Source organism: Candidatus Saccharibacteria bacterium (assembly GCA_016789455.1).
GTDB lineage: Bacteria > Patescibacteriota > Saccharimonadia > Saccharimonadales > Saccharimonadaceae > CAIJKY01.
Window position 1 is genome coordinate 803,833 of the sequence record JAEUQU010000002.1, and the last position, 14,146, is coordinate 817,978.

Annotated in this window: 16 protein-coding genes; 5 read left to right on the forward strand and 11 right to left on the reverse strand. The window is 61.2% G+C overall.

The genetic code is table 11. The features are described 5' to 3' along the window. Positions 1-3 precede the first annotated feature (3 nt). From JNJ66_05320 to frr, 7 genes are all read right to left on the reverse strand, one after another. A complete protein-coding gene (locus JNJ66_05320) occupies positions 4-1,533 on the reverse strand; it encodes a lysine--tRNA ligase (protein ID MBL8159855.1) in 1,530 nt (509 codons plus the stop codon). A 110-nt stretch (positions 1,534-1,643) separates the two neighbouring features. After that, positions 1,644-2,102 (reverse strand): transcription elongation factor GreA, encoded by a 459-nt coding sequence (gene greA, locus JNJ66_05325; GenBank protein ID MBL8159856.1) that lies wholly within the window; start codon positions 2,100-2,102, stop codon positions 1,644-1,646. A 130-nt stretch (positions 2,103-2,232) separates the two neighbouring features. Then, positions 2,233-3,945, reverse strand: a complete 1,713-nt coding sequence (proS, locus tag JNJ66_05330) for a proline--tRNA ligase (protein MBL8159857.1) — start codon at positions 3,943-3,945, stop codon at positions 2,233-2,235. Between the two features lie 153 nt (positions 3,946-4,098). Further along, the gene (locus tag JNJ66_05335) at positions 4,099-4,842 is read right to left on the reverse strand and encodes a CPBP family intramembrane metalloprotease (GenBank protein MBL8159858.1); all 744 of its coding nucleotides are present in this window, start codon (positions 4,840-4,842) and stop codon (positions 4,099-4,101) included. Next, positions 4,842-5,978, reverse strand: coding sequence for a site-2 protease family protein (locus JNJ66_05340; GenBank protein MBL8159859.1), 1,137 nt, complete (start codon positions 5,976-5,978; stop codon positions 4,842-4,844). The genes JNJ66_05335 and JNJ66_05340 overlap by 1 nt, the downstream gene beginning before the upstream one ends. Before the next feature lie 37 nt (positions 5,979-6,015). Then, positions 6,016-6,717, reverse strand: a complete 702-nt coding sequence (uppS, locus tag JNJ66_05345; protein MBL8159860.1) for a di-trans,poly-cis-decaprenylcistransferase — start codon at positions 6,715-6,717, stop codon at positions 6,016-6,018. Positions 6,718-6,751: 34 nt separating this feature from the next. Next, the gene (gene frr / locus JNJ66_05350; GenBank protein ID MBL8159861.1) at positions 6,752-7,306 is read right to left on the reverse strand and encodes a ribosome recycling factor; all 555 of its coding nucleotides are present in this window, start codon (positions 7,304-7,306) and stop codon (positions 6,752-6,754) included. A gap of 93 nt (positions 7,307-7,399) precedes the next feature. Between frr and JNJ66_05355 the strand changes: the two genes are divergently transcribed. After that, positions 7,400-7,960 (forward strand): hypothetical protein, encoded by a 561-nt coding sequence (locus JNJ66_05355; GenBank protein ID MBL8159862.1) that lies wholly within the window; start codon positions 7,400-7,402, stop codon positions 7,958-7,960. A 2-nt stretch (positions 7,961-7,962) separates the two neighbouring features. Here the strand turns inward: JNJ66_05355 and JNJ66_05360 are convergent, their stop codons facing one another. Continuing rightward, positions 7,963-8,601 (reverse strand): hypothetical protein, encoded by a 639-nt coding sequence (locus JNJ66_05360; protein MBL8159863.1) that lies wholly within the window; start codon positions 8,599-8,601, stop codon positions 7,963-7,965. A 98-nt stretch (positions 8,602-8,699) separates the two neighbouring features. On the opposite strand from JNJ66_05360, the gene JNJ66_05365 reads away from it, so the two are divergent. Next, complete coding sequence (locus JNJ66_05365; protein MBL8159864.1) at positions 8,700-9,314, forward strand: type II secretion system protein; 615 nt, start codon at positions 8,700-8,702, stop codon at positions 9,312-9,314. A 146-nt stretch (positions 9,315-9,460) separates the two neighbouring features. On the opposite strand, the gene JNJ66_05370 is transcribed toward JNJ66_05365, so the two are convergent. Both JNJ66_05370 and rpsB read right to left on the reverse strand, forming a co-directional pair. Beyond that, entirely contained in the window at positions 9,461-10,057 is a 597-nt protein-coding gene (locus JNJ66_05370) for an elongation factor Ts (protein ID MBL8159865.1), read from the reverse strand. Between the two features lie 31 nt (positions 10,058-10,088). Further along, the gene (gene rpsB, locus JNJ66_05375; protein MBL8159866.1) at positions 10,089-10,832 is read right to left on the reverse strand and encodes a 30S ribosomal protein S2; all 744 of its coding nucleotides are present in this window, start codon (positions 10,830-10,832) and stop codon (positions 10,089-10,091) included. Positions 10,833-11,152: 320 nt separating this feature from the next. Here rpsB and JNJ66_05380 point away from each other — a divergent pair, with 320 nt between their 5' ends. From JNJ66_05380 to JNJ66_05390, 3 genes are all read left to right on the forward strand, one after another. Next, the gene (locus JNJ66_05380) at positions 11,153-11,785 is read left to right on the forward strand and encodes a hypothetical protein (GenBank protein MBL8159867.1); all 633 of its coding nucleotides are present in this window, start codon (positions 11,153-11,155) and stop codon (positions 11,783-11,785) included. Positions 11,786-11,998: 213 nt separating this feature from the next. Beyond that, positions 11,999-12,592: a hypothetical protein gene (locus tag JNJ66_05385; GenBank protein MBL8159868.1), complete on the forward strand. Its 594-nt coding sequence runs from the start codon at positions 11,999-12,001 to the stop codon at positions 12,590-12,592. A gap of 159 nt (positions 12,593-12,751) precedes the next feature. After that, the gene (locus tag JNJ66_05390) at positions 12,752-13,462 is read left to right on the forward strand and encodes a hypothetical protein (protein MBL8159869.1); all 711 of its coding nucleotides are present in this window, start codon (positions 12,752-12,754) and stop codon (positions 13,460-13,462) included. Between the two features lie 160 nt (positions 13,463-13,622). Here the strand turns inward: JNJ66_05390 and JNJ66_05395 are convergent, their stop codons facing one another. Then, the gene (locus JNJ66_05395) at positions 13,623-14,141 is read right to left on the reverse strand and encodes a hypothetical protein (GenBank protein MBL8159870.1); all 519 of its coding nucleotides are present in this window, start codon (positions 14,139-14,141) and stop codon (positions 13,623-13,625) included. Between the last annotated feature and the right edge of the window lie 5 nt (positions 14,142-14,146).

Consider the following 14,146-nt stretch of genomic DNA (forward strand, 5'->3'; position numbering starts at 1 on the left):
TGCCTACCCTTCCGCCTTGAACACTTCAGGATAGATACCGCGCGTCACGTCATCGACACTGCGGCGCAGCTGCGGGAACGGCACGCCCTCACGGGCGGTGACGCCCTCTAGAATCCAAAAGAGACGCTCGGAATGGCCATAGCCGCAGGCTGGCGGCATACCATATTCGAGCATCTCCACGAAGTCGATGTCAAGCATCATGGCCTCATCGTCACCGGCGTCACGCAGTTGTTGCTGCTCCAGAAAACGGTTCAGCTGATCCACCGGGTCATTGAGTTCGCTATAGGCCTTGCAGGCTTCGGTGCCGCCCAGCAGCAGGTTGAACTGCTCGGTCAGCCGGCCATCGGCGGCCTGTAGCTTGGCAAGGGGCTGCAGGAAGGTCGGGATATCCACCAGAAAGGCCGGACCGGCCAGTTCGACGCGGACTTTCTTCCACAGCTTATCGATGCAGCGGCCGACGTTGTCGCCCTTCTCCAGTTCAATCTTGTGTTCTTTTATCTTGGCCTGGACTTCGGTGAGCGTACAGTTGAACACATCAATGCCGTAACGGTCGCGGATGACCTCGACGAAGCTGACACGCGGCCAATCAGTGCCGTCTTTGCCAAAGTCGACCGTCATGCCATTCGCCAATGTAAACTGGCGGGTGCCCCAGGTGGCATCGGCGATGCACCGCAACATCCGCTGCGTGAGTTCCATGCCGAGGTCCCAGTTGGCGTAGGCCCAGTACCACTCCATGGCAACGTGCTCCGGCAGGTGTTCATCGGAGTAGTTCTCGTTGCGGAAGCGCGGGCCGATATCGAAGACTTTTTCGTAGCCGCCGCCGATCAGGCGTTTCAACGGCAGTTCGTGGCTGATGCGCAGGTAGAACTCCTCGTCGAGCGCATCCATATGGGTGACGAAGGGATTGGCGTCAGCTCCGCCGGTGGTGTGCTCCAGGACGGGCACGTTGATTTCGATGAAGCCTTCGGCCAGCAAGAACTCACGGGCGGCCTGCCAAAAGCGGCTGCGGCGGATGAAGCGCTGGCGCACCTCTTCATTAATAGCGGTGTCGACATAGCGGCGGCGCAGGCGCTCCTCTTTGTCTTTGAGGCCGTCAAAGCTGGTCGGCAACGGGCGCAGGGCTTTGGTCAGCAGGCGCAGGCGCTGCACATCGACGGAGACTTCCCCGGTCTTGGTTTTGATGACCGGGCCGGCTGCCTCGATGAAATCACCGGTATCAAGCAGGGGCAGTTCAGCAAAACCGATAGTACCGGCCGCGACATCCAAGGGTGATACGTTGTCGGCCCGCAGGAACAGCTGCAGGCTGCCGCTGGCATCGCGGACGGCGATGAAAGCGATCTTGCCGAACTTACGGATAGCCGTGACGCGCCCCACCACGCTGACGTCCGTGTTCTCGAGCGTTGCAAAGTCAGCAGTAATAGCCCCCAGCTCGTGGCTGCGGTGTGCCTTGGCCGGGTACGGATCGATTCCCTTCGTCTTGAGTTCATCAAGCTTCCTCAGCCGTTCGTTGCGGTAGTCTTTCAGTGTTGCCATATTCCTCCAGTATATCTGTTAGAAGCCGTATTTTCCAGTCGGGCCACCCGCCACAAAAAAGAAACGGCACCGTGCATACGCCGGTACCGCTCTTTCATATACACACTGGTTTAAGACAGATTGGTGATTTCGTATTCCATCTTGCCTTTGGGGGTAGTGATGGTAATCTTGTCACTGATCTTCTTGCCGATCAGGGCGCTGCCGATAGGCGATTCGTTACTGATCTTGCCCTCGAGTGGATCAGCCTCGACCGAACCGACGATGGTGTAGGTGACGGTCTTGCCTTCGGTCTTCATCTCGACAGTGCTGCCGATGCCGACCTTGGTTCCCTTGCCGCCCTTGATGATGGTGGCGTGCTTGAGAATACTCTCAATCTCGGCGATACGGGTCTCTACCTGGGACTGTTCGTCCTTGGCGGCGCTGTACTCAGCGTTTTCGCTCAGGTCCCCAAAATCGCGGGCAGTAGCGATCTTGCTGGCAATGACGCCACGCTGGCCGATCAGTTCGTCTAATTCGTTCTCAAGCTCGAGCTTGCCGTCTTTGGTCAATTGGTAATCTTTTTTAATCATGGTGTTATGCAACCTTCCTTTCTCCCCGGTCTCCGGAACTTTGGGGTAACCGGAGGCATCCTGTCGGGTGTCCGATAGGAGCTGGGAAACTTATTCTATCTCTTTCTTTATTATTTTGCAATGCTATGCGTCAGTGCTTCATGGGTGATCGTAGGCGCTTCTCTAGTTCTTTGGTGGTCAGCAGTTCGGGTTCGGCCTTGGTACGGTGCTTGTATTCAACTTTTCCGGCTGCTACAAGCTTTTCGCTGATGACGACCCGGTGCGGGATACCGATGAGGTCGGCGTCGGCAAACTTCTCGCCGGCACGGGCGTCACGATCATCGTACAATACTGTGACGCCACTTGACTGTAATTTTTCATACAGCGCGTCGGCTTCGGCTGTGACCTCGTCACTGGCGCCCAGCCGCACCAGCACCACTTGGTACGGCGCGACGTTCTCCGGCCAGACGATGCCGCGCTCGTCGGCGAAATGCTCCACCAGCACGCCCATCAGCCGGGTGATGCCGATGCCGTACGATCCCAGCACGACCGGCCGCTCAGTGCCGTCCTCGTCCGAGAAGTACAGGCCAAGCTGCTCGCTCTTGGTAGTGCCGAAACTGAAGATGTTGCCCACCTCTGCTGCCTTATGCACTTCGTAGACCTCGCCGGTCTCCGGGTGCAGGTCGCCGCTTACCGCGATCTTGATGTCGTAGAACTGCTCGGGCTCGGGCAGGTCACGCCCCCAGTTGACGTTGCAGTTGTGGTAATTGGTCTTGTTGGCGCCCATCTCGAAGTTCGTCAGGCCGGCGCAGGAATCGTCAACGATGATGCGGACATCGCTAGGCAGGTTCAGCAGGCCGGCGTAGCCGATCTCGGCACCAGTCACCCGCTTGACCGTGGCCTCGTCGGCCAGCTTGACTGATGAGCCGGCGATGGCCGCCAGTTTTTCTTCGTTGATCTTGCGGCCGCCACGGATAACCACGGCGATGACGGCGCCATCAGCGGCCTGATACAGCATGGTCTTGGTGGTCTTCTCAGGCGCGATGCCCATCTGCTTGGCCAGCGCCTCGACGCCGATGACGCCCTTGCCCTCGATTGACTGCATCGGCAACAATTCCTTGTCGGCCTTGACAGCCGCCGCTTTGGCGGGAGCAATTTCTTCGTTGAAGGTCTCGCCGGTGGACGGCACGCGGAAAACGATATCTTCACCGGCTTCACTGAGTGTCTGGAACTCATGGCTGTACTGCGTGAAGGCGCCGCCGGAGGCAAAGGTGACGAAGGTGACGTCGCCCAGACCGACCCGCTCAAAGACGCGCAGGTACGCCTCAGTGATGGCGTCGTAGATCTTCTGGTGCTCTTCGTCGCTGCGTGAGTAGGTGTAGGCATCCTTCATGACGAATTCGCGCCCGCGCATAATGCCGCTCTTGGCACGCAGCTCGTTGCGCAGCTTGGTCTGGAACTGGTAGACGTTGGCGGGCAGGTCGCGGTAACTGGTGATGTAATTCTTCATCATTTCGGTGATCTGCTCTTCGTGCGACCAGCCAAAACCGACCTCGGTGCCGTTCTTCAGGCTGGACTTGAACCAGACATCCACCTTCTCGTCATCCCAGCGGTCGGTGGTTTCCCATAGTTCTTTGCGCTGCAGGCTGGTCATTATCAGTTCCTGGCCGCCGGTAGCGTTCATCTCTTCGCGGACGATGGCTTTGATGTTCTCGATGACCTTCAGACCGAGCGGCAGGTAGGCATAGACGCCAGCCATCTCCTTGTGGATGTAGCCGGCCTTGATAAGCAGCTGAGCATTGCGGGCCACCTCGTCGGCAGGAGCCTGCTTGCGCGTCTTAGTAAATAAGCGTGACATTTTCATAGATTGTATCCTTGGTTGTCTGGTTTGTAGAAAAAATGCGGTGAAAAAAGAATTACGGCCGGCAGGCCGGGATAGCCGGAATGATGGTCATTGCTGGTGGGGTGGTCATATCGCGCATGTGATACTTGCTCTATGCTTATCGCACGGGACTGGCTAGCCCGCGGATATGTTCACTATAAACAATAACACAAAAGCCACCAGATTTTTCAAACTATGCAGCAGGACGCCGAACCAGATGTGGCCGCTGCGCTCCCGCAGCCAGCAGGCCGCCAGGCTCAGCGCCGCCGTATCGATCACCAGGGTCCAGGCGATATTACCGAAGTCCTGCACATGCACCAGGCCGAACAACAGGCTGACGATGATGGCCGCCGTCCGAAAGCTGACCGCCCGCCGCAGCAGCCCGAAGAAGTAGCCGCGGAAGACGAATTCCTCCGCCAGCGGCGCCATCACTACTAACAGGAAGAATGTCAGTGCCAGGTCGGCAGTGCCTTGCGGATGGAAACCGATATCCTGCCCCGACCCTTCCGCCGACGGGACAAGCAGCAGCAATCCGGCGCTGACGAGAAACGAGAACAGGTAGTACAGCAGCAGTATGCCAGGCAAAAAGACCGCATAGCGCCAGCGGCGCACCCGCACCACTCCCACATGCTCCCGTCCAGCCTGGAATACCTGCCGGGCCAGCAACAGCAGGACGGCGGCCAGCAGACCGTAGAAGACCGCGCCCGCCACTACCGCATACGCCGTCCCGGAGAGCCATGGCAGACTCGAAGCCGGCGGCACCAGCCACCCCGCCAGTATCATACTGCCAAAGTAGGCAGCTACCATCGACAGCATGACGGCCGTGGCCAGCCGCACCCGCTGCCAGGCGCCGCCCTGCTGCGTCCGGGCGGCTGGCATTATCGGGCCAATCGCGAGACGTCGAGCACCGTAATGACGACAAAGAGCAGCATCAGTACGATGAAACCAGTGCCGTGGATCTTCTCTTCCGTCTCACGGCGCAGCGGCTTCTTAAGCCCACGGAACAGCAGGGTGACAAACAGGCGGCCGCCGTCCAGCGCCGGTATCGGCAGGACGTTCATGACGGCCAGGGTCAGCGAGATGACCGCGATGATCAGCATCACGCCAGCCAGCCCCATGTTCTTGGCTACCTGTTGCAGCAGGTTGATGATACCCACCGGCCCGGCGACGCTGCCGCCAGCCTCCGTCAGGGCTTCGTTGGCCTGTTTCTGCACCTGCTCACTTGGAATGATCTTCTGGGCAAGGCCGGCTACCAGGTTCCACAGCGCCTTGCCGACGCCTTCGACCGTCATGGCGCTCAGCTGCGCCGTCAACCCCACGCCGACAAGCGGTGCCGACCAGGTGGAATACGTCATTTCCTGAAAGAACGGCGCTACGCCCAGCTGGCCGGTCTTCTGGTCGCGCAGGGCGACATCGACCGTCTTCTCGGCGCCGTCACGGGCATAGGTCAGCTTGACGGTCTGGCCGGTGTTGGCCTTCGTCGTATCGCGCAGCTGCTGGTCCGAGGCGATGGCCTGGCCGTTGATAGCCAGGATGGTGTCGCCATCCCGGATGCCCGCCTTGTCGGCCGGGCTGCCCTTCTCTACCGCCAGCGCCACCACCGGCTGGCTGACCACGCGCGTATCAGCCGCGACGGTGAACTGTCCCGGCACCAGGCGCGGCATGCCGGTGACCGCCAGGATCGTAAAGATAAGCACCGCCGTCACCCAGTTCATGACCACGCCGGCAAGCAGGATCTTGGCCTTGACCGCCAGCGGTGCGGCGCCATAGGTGCCTTTGCCGCGGGCATCATCAGTCTCCCCTTTGAGCTTGACGAAACCACCGAGCGGCAGCCAGTTCAAGGTGAACAATACCCCGTTCTTCAGCTTTTTGCCCCAGGCCTTGGGCGGAAAGCCGATACCGAACTCCTCCACCACCACCCCGTTGCGCTGCGCTGCAATGGCATGCCCCAGCTCGTGGATGACAACAAGCAGAATGAACAGGATGATCCCTACGATGAATAAGATTGTTTCCACTGACTCTCCCCTTACACTTTGCAGATTATTATAGCAGCTATGCGCCAAAACGGCGGTGTCGCCCGCCATAAGCATCAATGATGGCCTGTACGTCCTCGCTGCGCAGGTCCGGCAAAAACTTATCGATGAACAGGAACTCGCTGTAGGCCGCCCGCCACAACATGAAATTGCTCAGCCGGTGTTCGCCGCTGGTGCGCACCACGATGTCTACCGGCGGCACATCCGGCGCGTACAGGTACTGCGCAAAGGACTCTTCGGTGACGGATTCGGGATCCACCCCTTCCGCCAGCAGCCGCCGCGTCGCATCGATGATCTCGCGCTGGCCGCCATAGTTAAAGCAGATACAGAGCGTCGCCTCGGCCAGGTGGGCACTCTTGGTCTCGGCATCATTGATGGCACTCACCAGCTTGTCGCTGAGGCCGTCCTTTATGCCCAGCACCCGGATGCGGATGCCGCGGCGCATATACTCATCAAGGTCAGAGGTGAAGATACGCAGCGTGATCTCCATGATCTTGGCCACCTCGGGCCGCGGCCGCTGCCAGTTCTCGGTCGAGAAGATGTACGTGGAAATGTACGCCACGTCAGCATCCACCAGCTGGAAAATGGCGTCCTTCAGGGCGTTGTACCCGGCGAGATGCCCTTCCCAGGCCGGCAGCCCGAACTGTTTGGCCCAGCGACGGTTGCCATCGGCAATGATGCCGACGTGACGCGGGACGGCTGGTGCAGATTCCTGGTCCATAATCGTCAGTATGAAGGACTCGGCGAGCTGCCGCTTAGACCGTCATAATCTCCTGTTCCTTGGCCTTTGCGACGCCGTCGAGCTTGGATTGGACAGTGTTCATGGTGTCATCAAAACCTTTTTCGATGCGCTTGTAGTCGTCCTCGGTGATTTCTTTGTTGTCCTTGGCGGCCTTGGCGGCCTTGAGGGCATCATGGCGGACATTACGCAGGGCGATGCGGCATTCCTCGACCTTCTCGCCCAGCTGCTTGACCATTGCCTGGCGGCGCTCGGTGGTCAGGGCCGGAATCGGCACGCGGATGATACGGCCGTCGTCGGAGGGGTTAAGGCCCAGGCTCTGGTTGTCGCGGATGGCGGCGGCGATAGCCTGCAGCGTGCCGGGGTCGAACGGCGTCACCTGCAGCATCTGGCTGTCAGCCACGGTGACGTTGCCAACCTGGTTCAGCGGCATCGAAGCACCATAGGCGTTGACCATGACCCCATCCAGCATGCTGGGATGGGCCCGGCCGGTGCGCAGCTTCTTCAATTCTTCTTCAGTGTGGGCGACTGCCGTCTGGAGGCGGTCTTCGTATGGCTTGGTATCGAACATATGTATCAGTATAGCATGGGGTACCTCTGTTTCACCAATGCATGATACCTGCGGTTATTTGACTATTTTATTTAAATGTGCTATAATTAAAGTATGACTACTTCTGGAGTCGCTTTCGCTGCGCACGCCGGACAATCCGAGCGCCCAGCCCGCCTGCCCGGCGGTGAAGTTGACCGTGACCAGGAAATGCTTGTCGAATCCGGCGCCCTGGCCCATGCAGCCGAACATCTTGTACAGGCCGAAGCCGACCACATCTATCACGAGCCCGGCCAGCCGGAAACCAGCCTGGTCAGCGTTCTCACCCACGACATCGAGGGCAACGCCACCATCCTGACCATCGCCGAAACGCCGGACGACCTTGCCAAAGAAACCCACGTTCCGCCGCTGGTCATCACCCGGCAAGCCGAACACATGCAGTACGACGACGGCTCCGTCACCGTCACCGAGCAGTTCGTCCAGTTGGCCGGCCGCTGGCACAAGACGGTGCATGTCACCGAAAACGGCCGGCAATGGGCGCCGATCGAAGAACCGATCCAGGCCTTCGAGCTCTCCCAGCTGCGGCACGGCCTCGAAGAGCCGGCACGCGTCTACCAGCCGCAGCGGCAGCAGTTTGCACCGCGCAGCACGGCTGACCAGTTTGAGCTGGCGGCGTAAGACTAGCCGCGGTCTTTATCGAGGAATGACGGCCGGAAATCGTGGTAGACGCGGTTGGCGATGGTCTGGCCGGGCTTGTAGCCTGCACCTGTTTGCTGGCCGGAGATGGTCTGCGAACCGGCGTTATGGCCTTGGCCGGCACTGCTATTCTGGCCAGGTGCGGCGGCCGGCGCCTGCGGCTCGACGAACTCGCGCCGGGCGACGCCCTGGGCGGGCGCCTTGCTCTCGCCCGTGGCCGCTTTTTCACCCTGCGATTTGGCAATGGCCTGCAGCGCCTGCTCATGGCGCGATTCGGCCGGCTTGGCCTGCTTGTAGGCATCCGGCATGGCGTTGGCATTGGTCTGGTCGCCGCTCAGGCCGGCAAACTGGCCGTACTGGTGAAAACGGTTCTCAATGCTGCGCAGCTGATCAGACTTACGGATATATGCATCTGACTGCACGGAATACAGCTGGCGCTGGCGGCCATGGCGCTTCTTCATCATGGCGTCGGACCGGTCGGGGTGCATGAACGGCGGATCGGTCGGTGCACGGGACCCAGCCGGCGAATGGCCGGAGGCAAAGGCGGCGAAATACTCATCGCTATAGAGCGGCACGTGGTGCTGCGGGGTGTCGGAGGGTGGCTGGGATGAGGGTGGGACCATGATCGTAGTGTATACCTACCTTTTTATATACCATAATGCTTATGTTTAGTCAATGTATGCACGCAATGGAGACTGGCCGCTGTGGTATCATAAGCACAATGCACACCAACAAAAACCGTGGCTTCACGATCGTGGAATTACTGATTGTCATCGTGGTGATCGGCATCCTGGCACTGATAGTCATCAGTAGCTTCCGCCAGATACAGCGCAACAGCCGCAACCAGTCACGGATCCAGTACGTCAAAACAATCGAAAAAGCCTTATATAGTGCGCGGCTGCAAGCGGGGCCGGTACCGAATTTCTGGGGTGTCGATACAAGTGCCTGTATCGGCGAAGGCATGATTGACGCCAACAGCGACAGCACCCCCGACTGCTATTACGAAGGCACTACCGTCTACCGTAGCAGCATACCAGTCGTCACGACATGGATGCGGAATGGCTCATCCATCTCGGGGGCGTACCCACTGCTGTATATCGGCCCTAATTCGAACTCCGCGCCCTTCCTGGTGTACGACGCCTCAGTCATAGACGGGGTGGCAAGCGACCTTTCGCTCCGTTACTTCCTGGAAGGCGAAGGCCTGAACTGCGGACTGAAGACCGCCGCTTCGACCGGCGGCAACACCTACACCATGACCAACCCGGCCAATAACTCCGGTAGTTTCTCCGGCGTGACAGCGTGCGTCGTGCCACTCATCAAGCTCGAGCGTTTGTGAGGTGCCGCCACGCCTAAATACCCACGCAGTGTGGGGGCACTTTTTAAAGAGACTTCCACTGGAAGTCTCTTTAAGCGTTAGGCTGAAATCGGTATAGACCGATTTCACATACCCCACACTGCGTGGGTATTTAGGCGTGGCGCGCGCTACTCACTGACGCCCAGCTCAATGCGCTTGAACTGGCGGATGACGATGTTCTCACCGAGCTTGGCGTTGTATTCCTTTACGAGGGCGCCGACAGTCTGGTCAGGATTCTTGATGAACGGCTGCTCCAGCAGGGTCTTTTCAGCGAAGTACTTGGCCACCTGACCCTCGACGATCTTGTCGAGCATGTTCTCAGGCTTGCCTTCATTCGCACCCTTCTCACGGAACTCAGCGGTGACGCGCTCTTTTTCCTCAGCCGGTACGTCTTCGAGGCTGATGTAGCGCGGGGTGGAGGCGGAGATGTGCAGGGCGACATCGTGGACCAGGGTCTTGAAGTCGTCGGTCCGGGCGACAAAGTCGGTCTCGCAGTTGACCTCCACCACGACGCCGATACGGCCGCTGTGGACATACGAGTCAACCAGGCCTTCGCGGGCTTCGCGCTCGCCGCGCTTCTCGGCCTTGGTCAGGCCCTTCTTGCGCATTTCTTCCAGTGCATTGTCAAAGTCACCGCCGGCTGCTGTCAGGGCGGTCTTGGCGTCGGTCAGGCCAACACCGGTCAGTTCCTTGAGTTTCTTTACGTCATCGAGAGAGATTGCCATGGTCGTATTCCCTTTTTAGTACTGTTACTGGTTATTTCTGAGCTGGAGCGGTCTTGGCGTCAGCAGCACGCACGTCGGCGGCGGCCTTGTCGTTCTTGCCTTCCTGGGCGGCTTCGGCGATGTAGCCGATGATCAGCTGGAGGGCGCGGATGGCGTCGTCGTTGGCTGGAATCGGGTAGTCGACCTCACCGGGGTTGGCATTGCTGTCAACGATGGCGGCGACCGGTACGCCCAGCTTCTTGGCTTCGCGGACGGCGTTGCGGTCTTCGATGATGTCGGTGACAAAGACCAGGCCCGGCTTGCCGTTGAGTTCCTTGATGCCGCCGTACTTGAGGTTGAGGCTGTCGATCTCTTCCTGGAAGCGCTGGACTTCAAGCTTGTTGAAGCGCTTGGCCAGGTCGCCGCTTGCCATGCGGTTCTCGAGCTGCTTCAGGTGGCGGATCTGGGTATTAACAGTGGCGCTGTTGGTCAGCATGCCGCCCATCCAGCGCTCGGTGACGAAGGGCTGGCCGATTTCTTCGGCAGCGGTGCGGACGATGTCCTTAGCCTGGCGCTTGGTGCCGACGAACAGGACGGCGCGGCCGCGGGCAGCAGTCTCGGTGACGACCGGCAGGACTTTTTCGAGCGCTTCGACCGTCTTGGTCAGGTCGATGATGTGAATGCCCTGGCGCTTAGAGTGGATATAGGGAGCCATGGCCGGGTGCCAGCGGCTGGTGTTGTGGCCGAAGTGCGCGCCAGCGGCGAGCAATGCTTTGATATCGACAGATACTGTCATTGGATTGATCCTTTCACCTCACAGGCTGCTCCCGGTAATCGCAGAAATGTATGCGCTCCGGAGGATATGTGCGACCTGTTGTGTCGTTACAACTTATTACAAGTCGGTATTGTACAGGAAGCACCTCTGTTTGTCCAGGGGTAGTAACAATGAGCTTGGCGAGAGGGCCGGACGTGTTTGCTTTTTAGTGCAAATTGTGATATACTATAAGGATACACTCTCGACTGTGTAGAGGCCGCACCTTGTCAGCTTGTTATCTCATGTCAGTTCAACGACGAACTGGCACCATCACCGTGACCCACTACCCCCGAGGAGTTGCCATGCACCGCCCCGATTCCCACCCCACGCCGCCCGTGACCACCGAACAGGCCTGGGCACCGACCGGCGACACCGGACGGCTGACCATCACCGCTCTCGATGGCAGGCCGGCCGAGTGCCTGCTGCGCTTCACACTGCCCCAGAACGGACGGCCGTTCGCCGCGCCGGGACTGCCCGGACCGCGCCTGACCATGGTGCGGTTCGACAAGGGCCAGCAGCGGGTGGCGTTCATGAGCACCGGACGCACCAGTCCGGTCGCCGTCGACTGGCTCGGGTACTCGGCCGACGGCCGGACGCTGGAGCTGCGCCTGCAGGGCAACGTCCTCGACCACCTGCTGGTCGTCCTGGACGGGGACATCTGCGACAACCTGTTGTCCGCCGAGATCCTGCAGCACCCCGGCGACGAGCAGCCCCGGCAGCTGTTCGTCCCCATCCAGCCCGGCTACGCGGCCATACTGTCCGTGCTCAGCCCCGATGAAGACGGGCGGACGCTGAGTGTCTGCCCGGTCTTCGACCGCGCGCACGACACCCTGGCGGCAGCCCTGCTGGCCTGCGGCTGGGACCTCTACTCCCCCGACCCCGATGGGGACGAGCAAGAAGAGGAAGCAGAAGACTGGCTGCCCGTGCGGCCCTGAGGTCCGGCGATGGCAGCTGCACCCCGGCATCATGATGGTGCCGGGGTGCAGCACCCCGCCCCTGCGTTCTGACAAAGACCGTGACCTGACATGAGACAACAAGCTGCAGTCGGCACAGTATTGTTCTTTGACACCTTTATGCATCCGTGCCAGCTCACTGACGAGCTGGCCGGTATCACTACACTGCTACACCCGACCCCGAGGAGGGCCCGCATGTCCCGCTACATTGCCAACAGCACCACCCTGCCGTTGCAGGATCCTGACGGTACGCCGGTGTCATCGCAGCTCAGCTTCACCCTGCTGAGCACCGACGGCACCACCCTGCCCCAGCTGATCGTCGCCTACAAGGCGCCCCGCACCGACGGTGAACCGAAGCGGCGGGGCGGCCCGGAAATGGTCATGGGCCACCAGGCCGGCCACCGCCCCGGCTGGCTCGACTTCTCGGACGACGGCCGCCAGCTGCGCCTGAGCCCGGGGTCCGGGGACGTCACCGGCCTGCTGGTGATGGCGCTGGTCTACGCGGGCAACAGCGGCCTGCTGGAGGTCCGGCTCACCACCGGCAGCCAGGAGGTGGCGCAGCCCTACGAGCTGCAGCTCCTGGACGGCACCCGTGCCGTACTGGTGGCTGCCGCGCTCCCCGACCAGGCACTCCACGTGGCGACGCTCAACGCGCCGCGCCGGCCCGGCCTGGGCATGGCCATGGCCGACGCGGGCTGGGAGATGCCAGAGTCGGAGTCGTGGCAGGCGCGGCCTGCTCCCGGCACCGGCGGCGACTGGAGCGGCATGCTCCATCCCCGCCAGCTCTGAGCCACAGTGACACCGGCTTCACCCCGGCCGCGCCACCAGGCCGGCCGGGGTGGATCCGCCCCTGATCTGACACGGATGCATAACTTATTCATCCATGCCAGTTCAACGACGAACTGGTTGGTATCACCCCCTGCCCACTCGCACACTCGAGGAGTAACTATGCTATTCACGTTCGGCCCTGACAAGCAGTCCACCGTGCTGCAGCTCGACGGACCGGAGCGCATCCGGCCACAGGTGCCCCGCACCACGCTCAGCCTGACGGGATCCCTGGCGTCGGAAGAGCGGCCGGTCTTCATCATCGCCCACCGGGGCTACGACGAGCTCAACCGCGACCGGCCCGCCCACGTTCAGCCCCGCTGCCGGACACACATCGCAATGAGCCACCCGTCCACCGCACTGCCCGATTGGGCGGTGCTGGACAACGACGGTCTGCAGCTGACGCTGACGCTCAACCCCGGACAGGTCGGCGCCCTGCTGGTACTCGTCCAGACCACGCAGTCACACCTCTGGCTCGACATGGAGACCGTGCTCAACGGTCGCGACATAGAGCGCCAGCGGATCCAGCTCCACGACGGCTACCGGCCCGTGCTATATGCACTGGCCAACCTCAGTCGGAGCTGCTGGCTGCACGTGGGCTACCTGAACAGTCCCGTCCGGACACAGCTGGCAGAAGCCATGCAGGACTGGGGCTGGGAGCGGCCCGGGCTACAGGCCCACGCCGACCCGTCCCAGCCCGACCCCGAGCTGGTCGCCCGGTTCAGTGAACAGCTGCCCGGTCTGGTCGCAGAACTGCGCGAGCGGGGCCTGCTGGCTCCTACCCCGCTGACACTGGTCACCTCGGACACCGAGCACGACCTCCACCCGGAGTGATACCGGCATCGCCCCGGCCGCCACACAGGCCGGCCGGGGCGATGACCCACTCCCCCGCGCCACCGTGGCGCTGACTTTGACCTGACATGGATGAATAACTGATGGAAACGAAAAACCCCAGCCGGCGGTACTCATGCTGAGATTTTCCGCGCCGCTGGGGCTATGAAAGAAGGTCCGGCCGCAGCCGTGGCGTGTAGTTGGCCAGCAGGCGACGGGCCAAACGGCTGATGGCCCGCCGCTGGCTGGCCGTACAGTGGCAGACCACCCGGTGCCGCACGCCGTAGCCGGGCCACCACATACGGTAGTGGCGCGTCTGGTCGGACTGGCCGCGCGCAGCCTGGACGAGCTGCTTCACCCGGGCGGACCGGCCGAACGGCAGGCGGACCTGGATGATGAGCTTGACGGTGTCGTCGTCGTCCTCGTCCTCGTCGTCATCGACCAGGCAGAGGTCGTCGGCAGCGGTATTGGAACTGTCGTACTCCGGATGGCCGGACTCGTCGTGACGGCCGGTGGTGTCCGTGCCGCTGTCGCGGGAGCCCGAGGCGCTCTCGCTGCCGTCGTTGTCGCTGCTCCAGCTCCGCTCGCGGCGGTTGCTGTCGTCAGCACGGCTTGGACTGGTGTCCGAGCCGCCCGAACCGCCAAAAATGCCGGCCACCAGATCGAACAGGTCGTCGATCATCGGTC

Coding starts and splice junctions, on each gene's coding strand:
- JNJ66_05320 (MBL8159855.1), bottom strand. CDS start 1,533: ATGGCAACACTGAAAGACTACCGCAACGAACGGCTGAGGAAGCTTGAT.
- frr (MBL8159861.1), bottom strand. CDS start 7,306: ATGTTCGATACCAAGCCATACGAAGACCGCCTCCAGACGGCAGTCGCC.
- greA (MBL8159856.1), bottom strand. CDS start 2,102: ATGATTAAAAAAGATTACCAATTGACCAAAGACGGCAAGCTCGAGCTT.
- JNJ66_05335 (MBL8159858.1), bottom strand. CDS start 4,842: ATGCCAGCCGCCCGGACGCAGCAGGGCGGCGCCTGGCAGCGGGTGCGG.
- JNJ66_05380 (MBL8159867.1), top strand. CDS start 11,153: ATGCACCGCCCCGATTCCCACCCCACGCCGCCCGTGACCACCGAACAG.
- JNJ66_05390 (MBL8159869.1), top strand. CDS start 12,752: ATGCTATTCACGTTCGGCCCTGACAAGCAGTCCACCGTGCTGCAGCTC.
- JNJ66_05385 (MBL8159868.1), top strand. CDS start 11,999: ATGTCCCGCTACATTGCCAACAGCACCACCCTGCCGTTGCAGGATCCT.
- rpsB (MBL8159866.1), bottom strand. CDS start 10,832: ATGACAGTATCTGTCGATATCAAAGCATTGCTCGCCGCTGGCGCGCAC.
- proS (MBL8159857.1), bottom strand. CDS start 3,945: ATGAAAATGTCACGCTTATTTACTAAGACGCGCAAGCAGGCTCCTGCC.
- JNJ66_05395 (MBL8159870.1), bottom strand. CDS start 14,141: ATGATCGACGACCTGTTCGATCTGGTGGCCGGCATTTTTGGCGGTTCG.
- uppS (MBL8159860.1), bottom strand. CDS start 6,717: ATGGACCAGGAATCTGCACCAGCCGTCCCGCGTCACGTCGGCATCATT.
- JNJ66_05370 (MBL8159865.1), bottom strand. CDS start 10,057: ATGGCAATCTCTCTCGATGACGTAAAGAAACTCAAGGAACTGACCGGT.
- JNJ66_05365 (MBL8159864.1), top strand. CDS start 8,700: ATGCACACCAACAAAAACCGTGGCTTCACGATCGTGGAATTACTGATT.
- JNJ66_05360 (MBL8159863.1), bottom strand. CDS start 8,601: ATGGTCCCACCCTCATCCCAGCCACCCTCCGACACCCCGCAGCACCAC.
- JNJ66_05355 (MBL8159862.1), top strand. CDS start 7,400: ATGACTACTTCTGGAGTCGCTTTCGCTGCGCACGCCGGACAATCCGAG.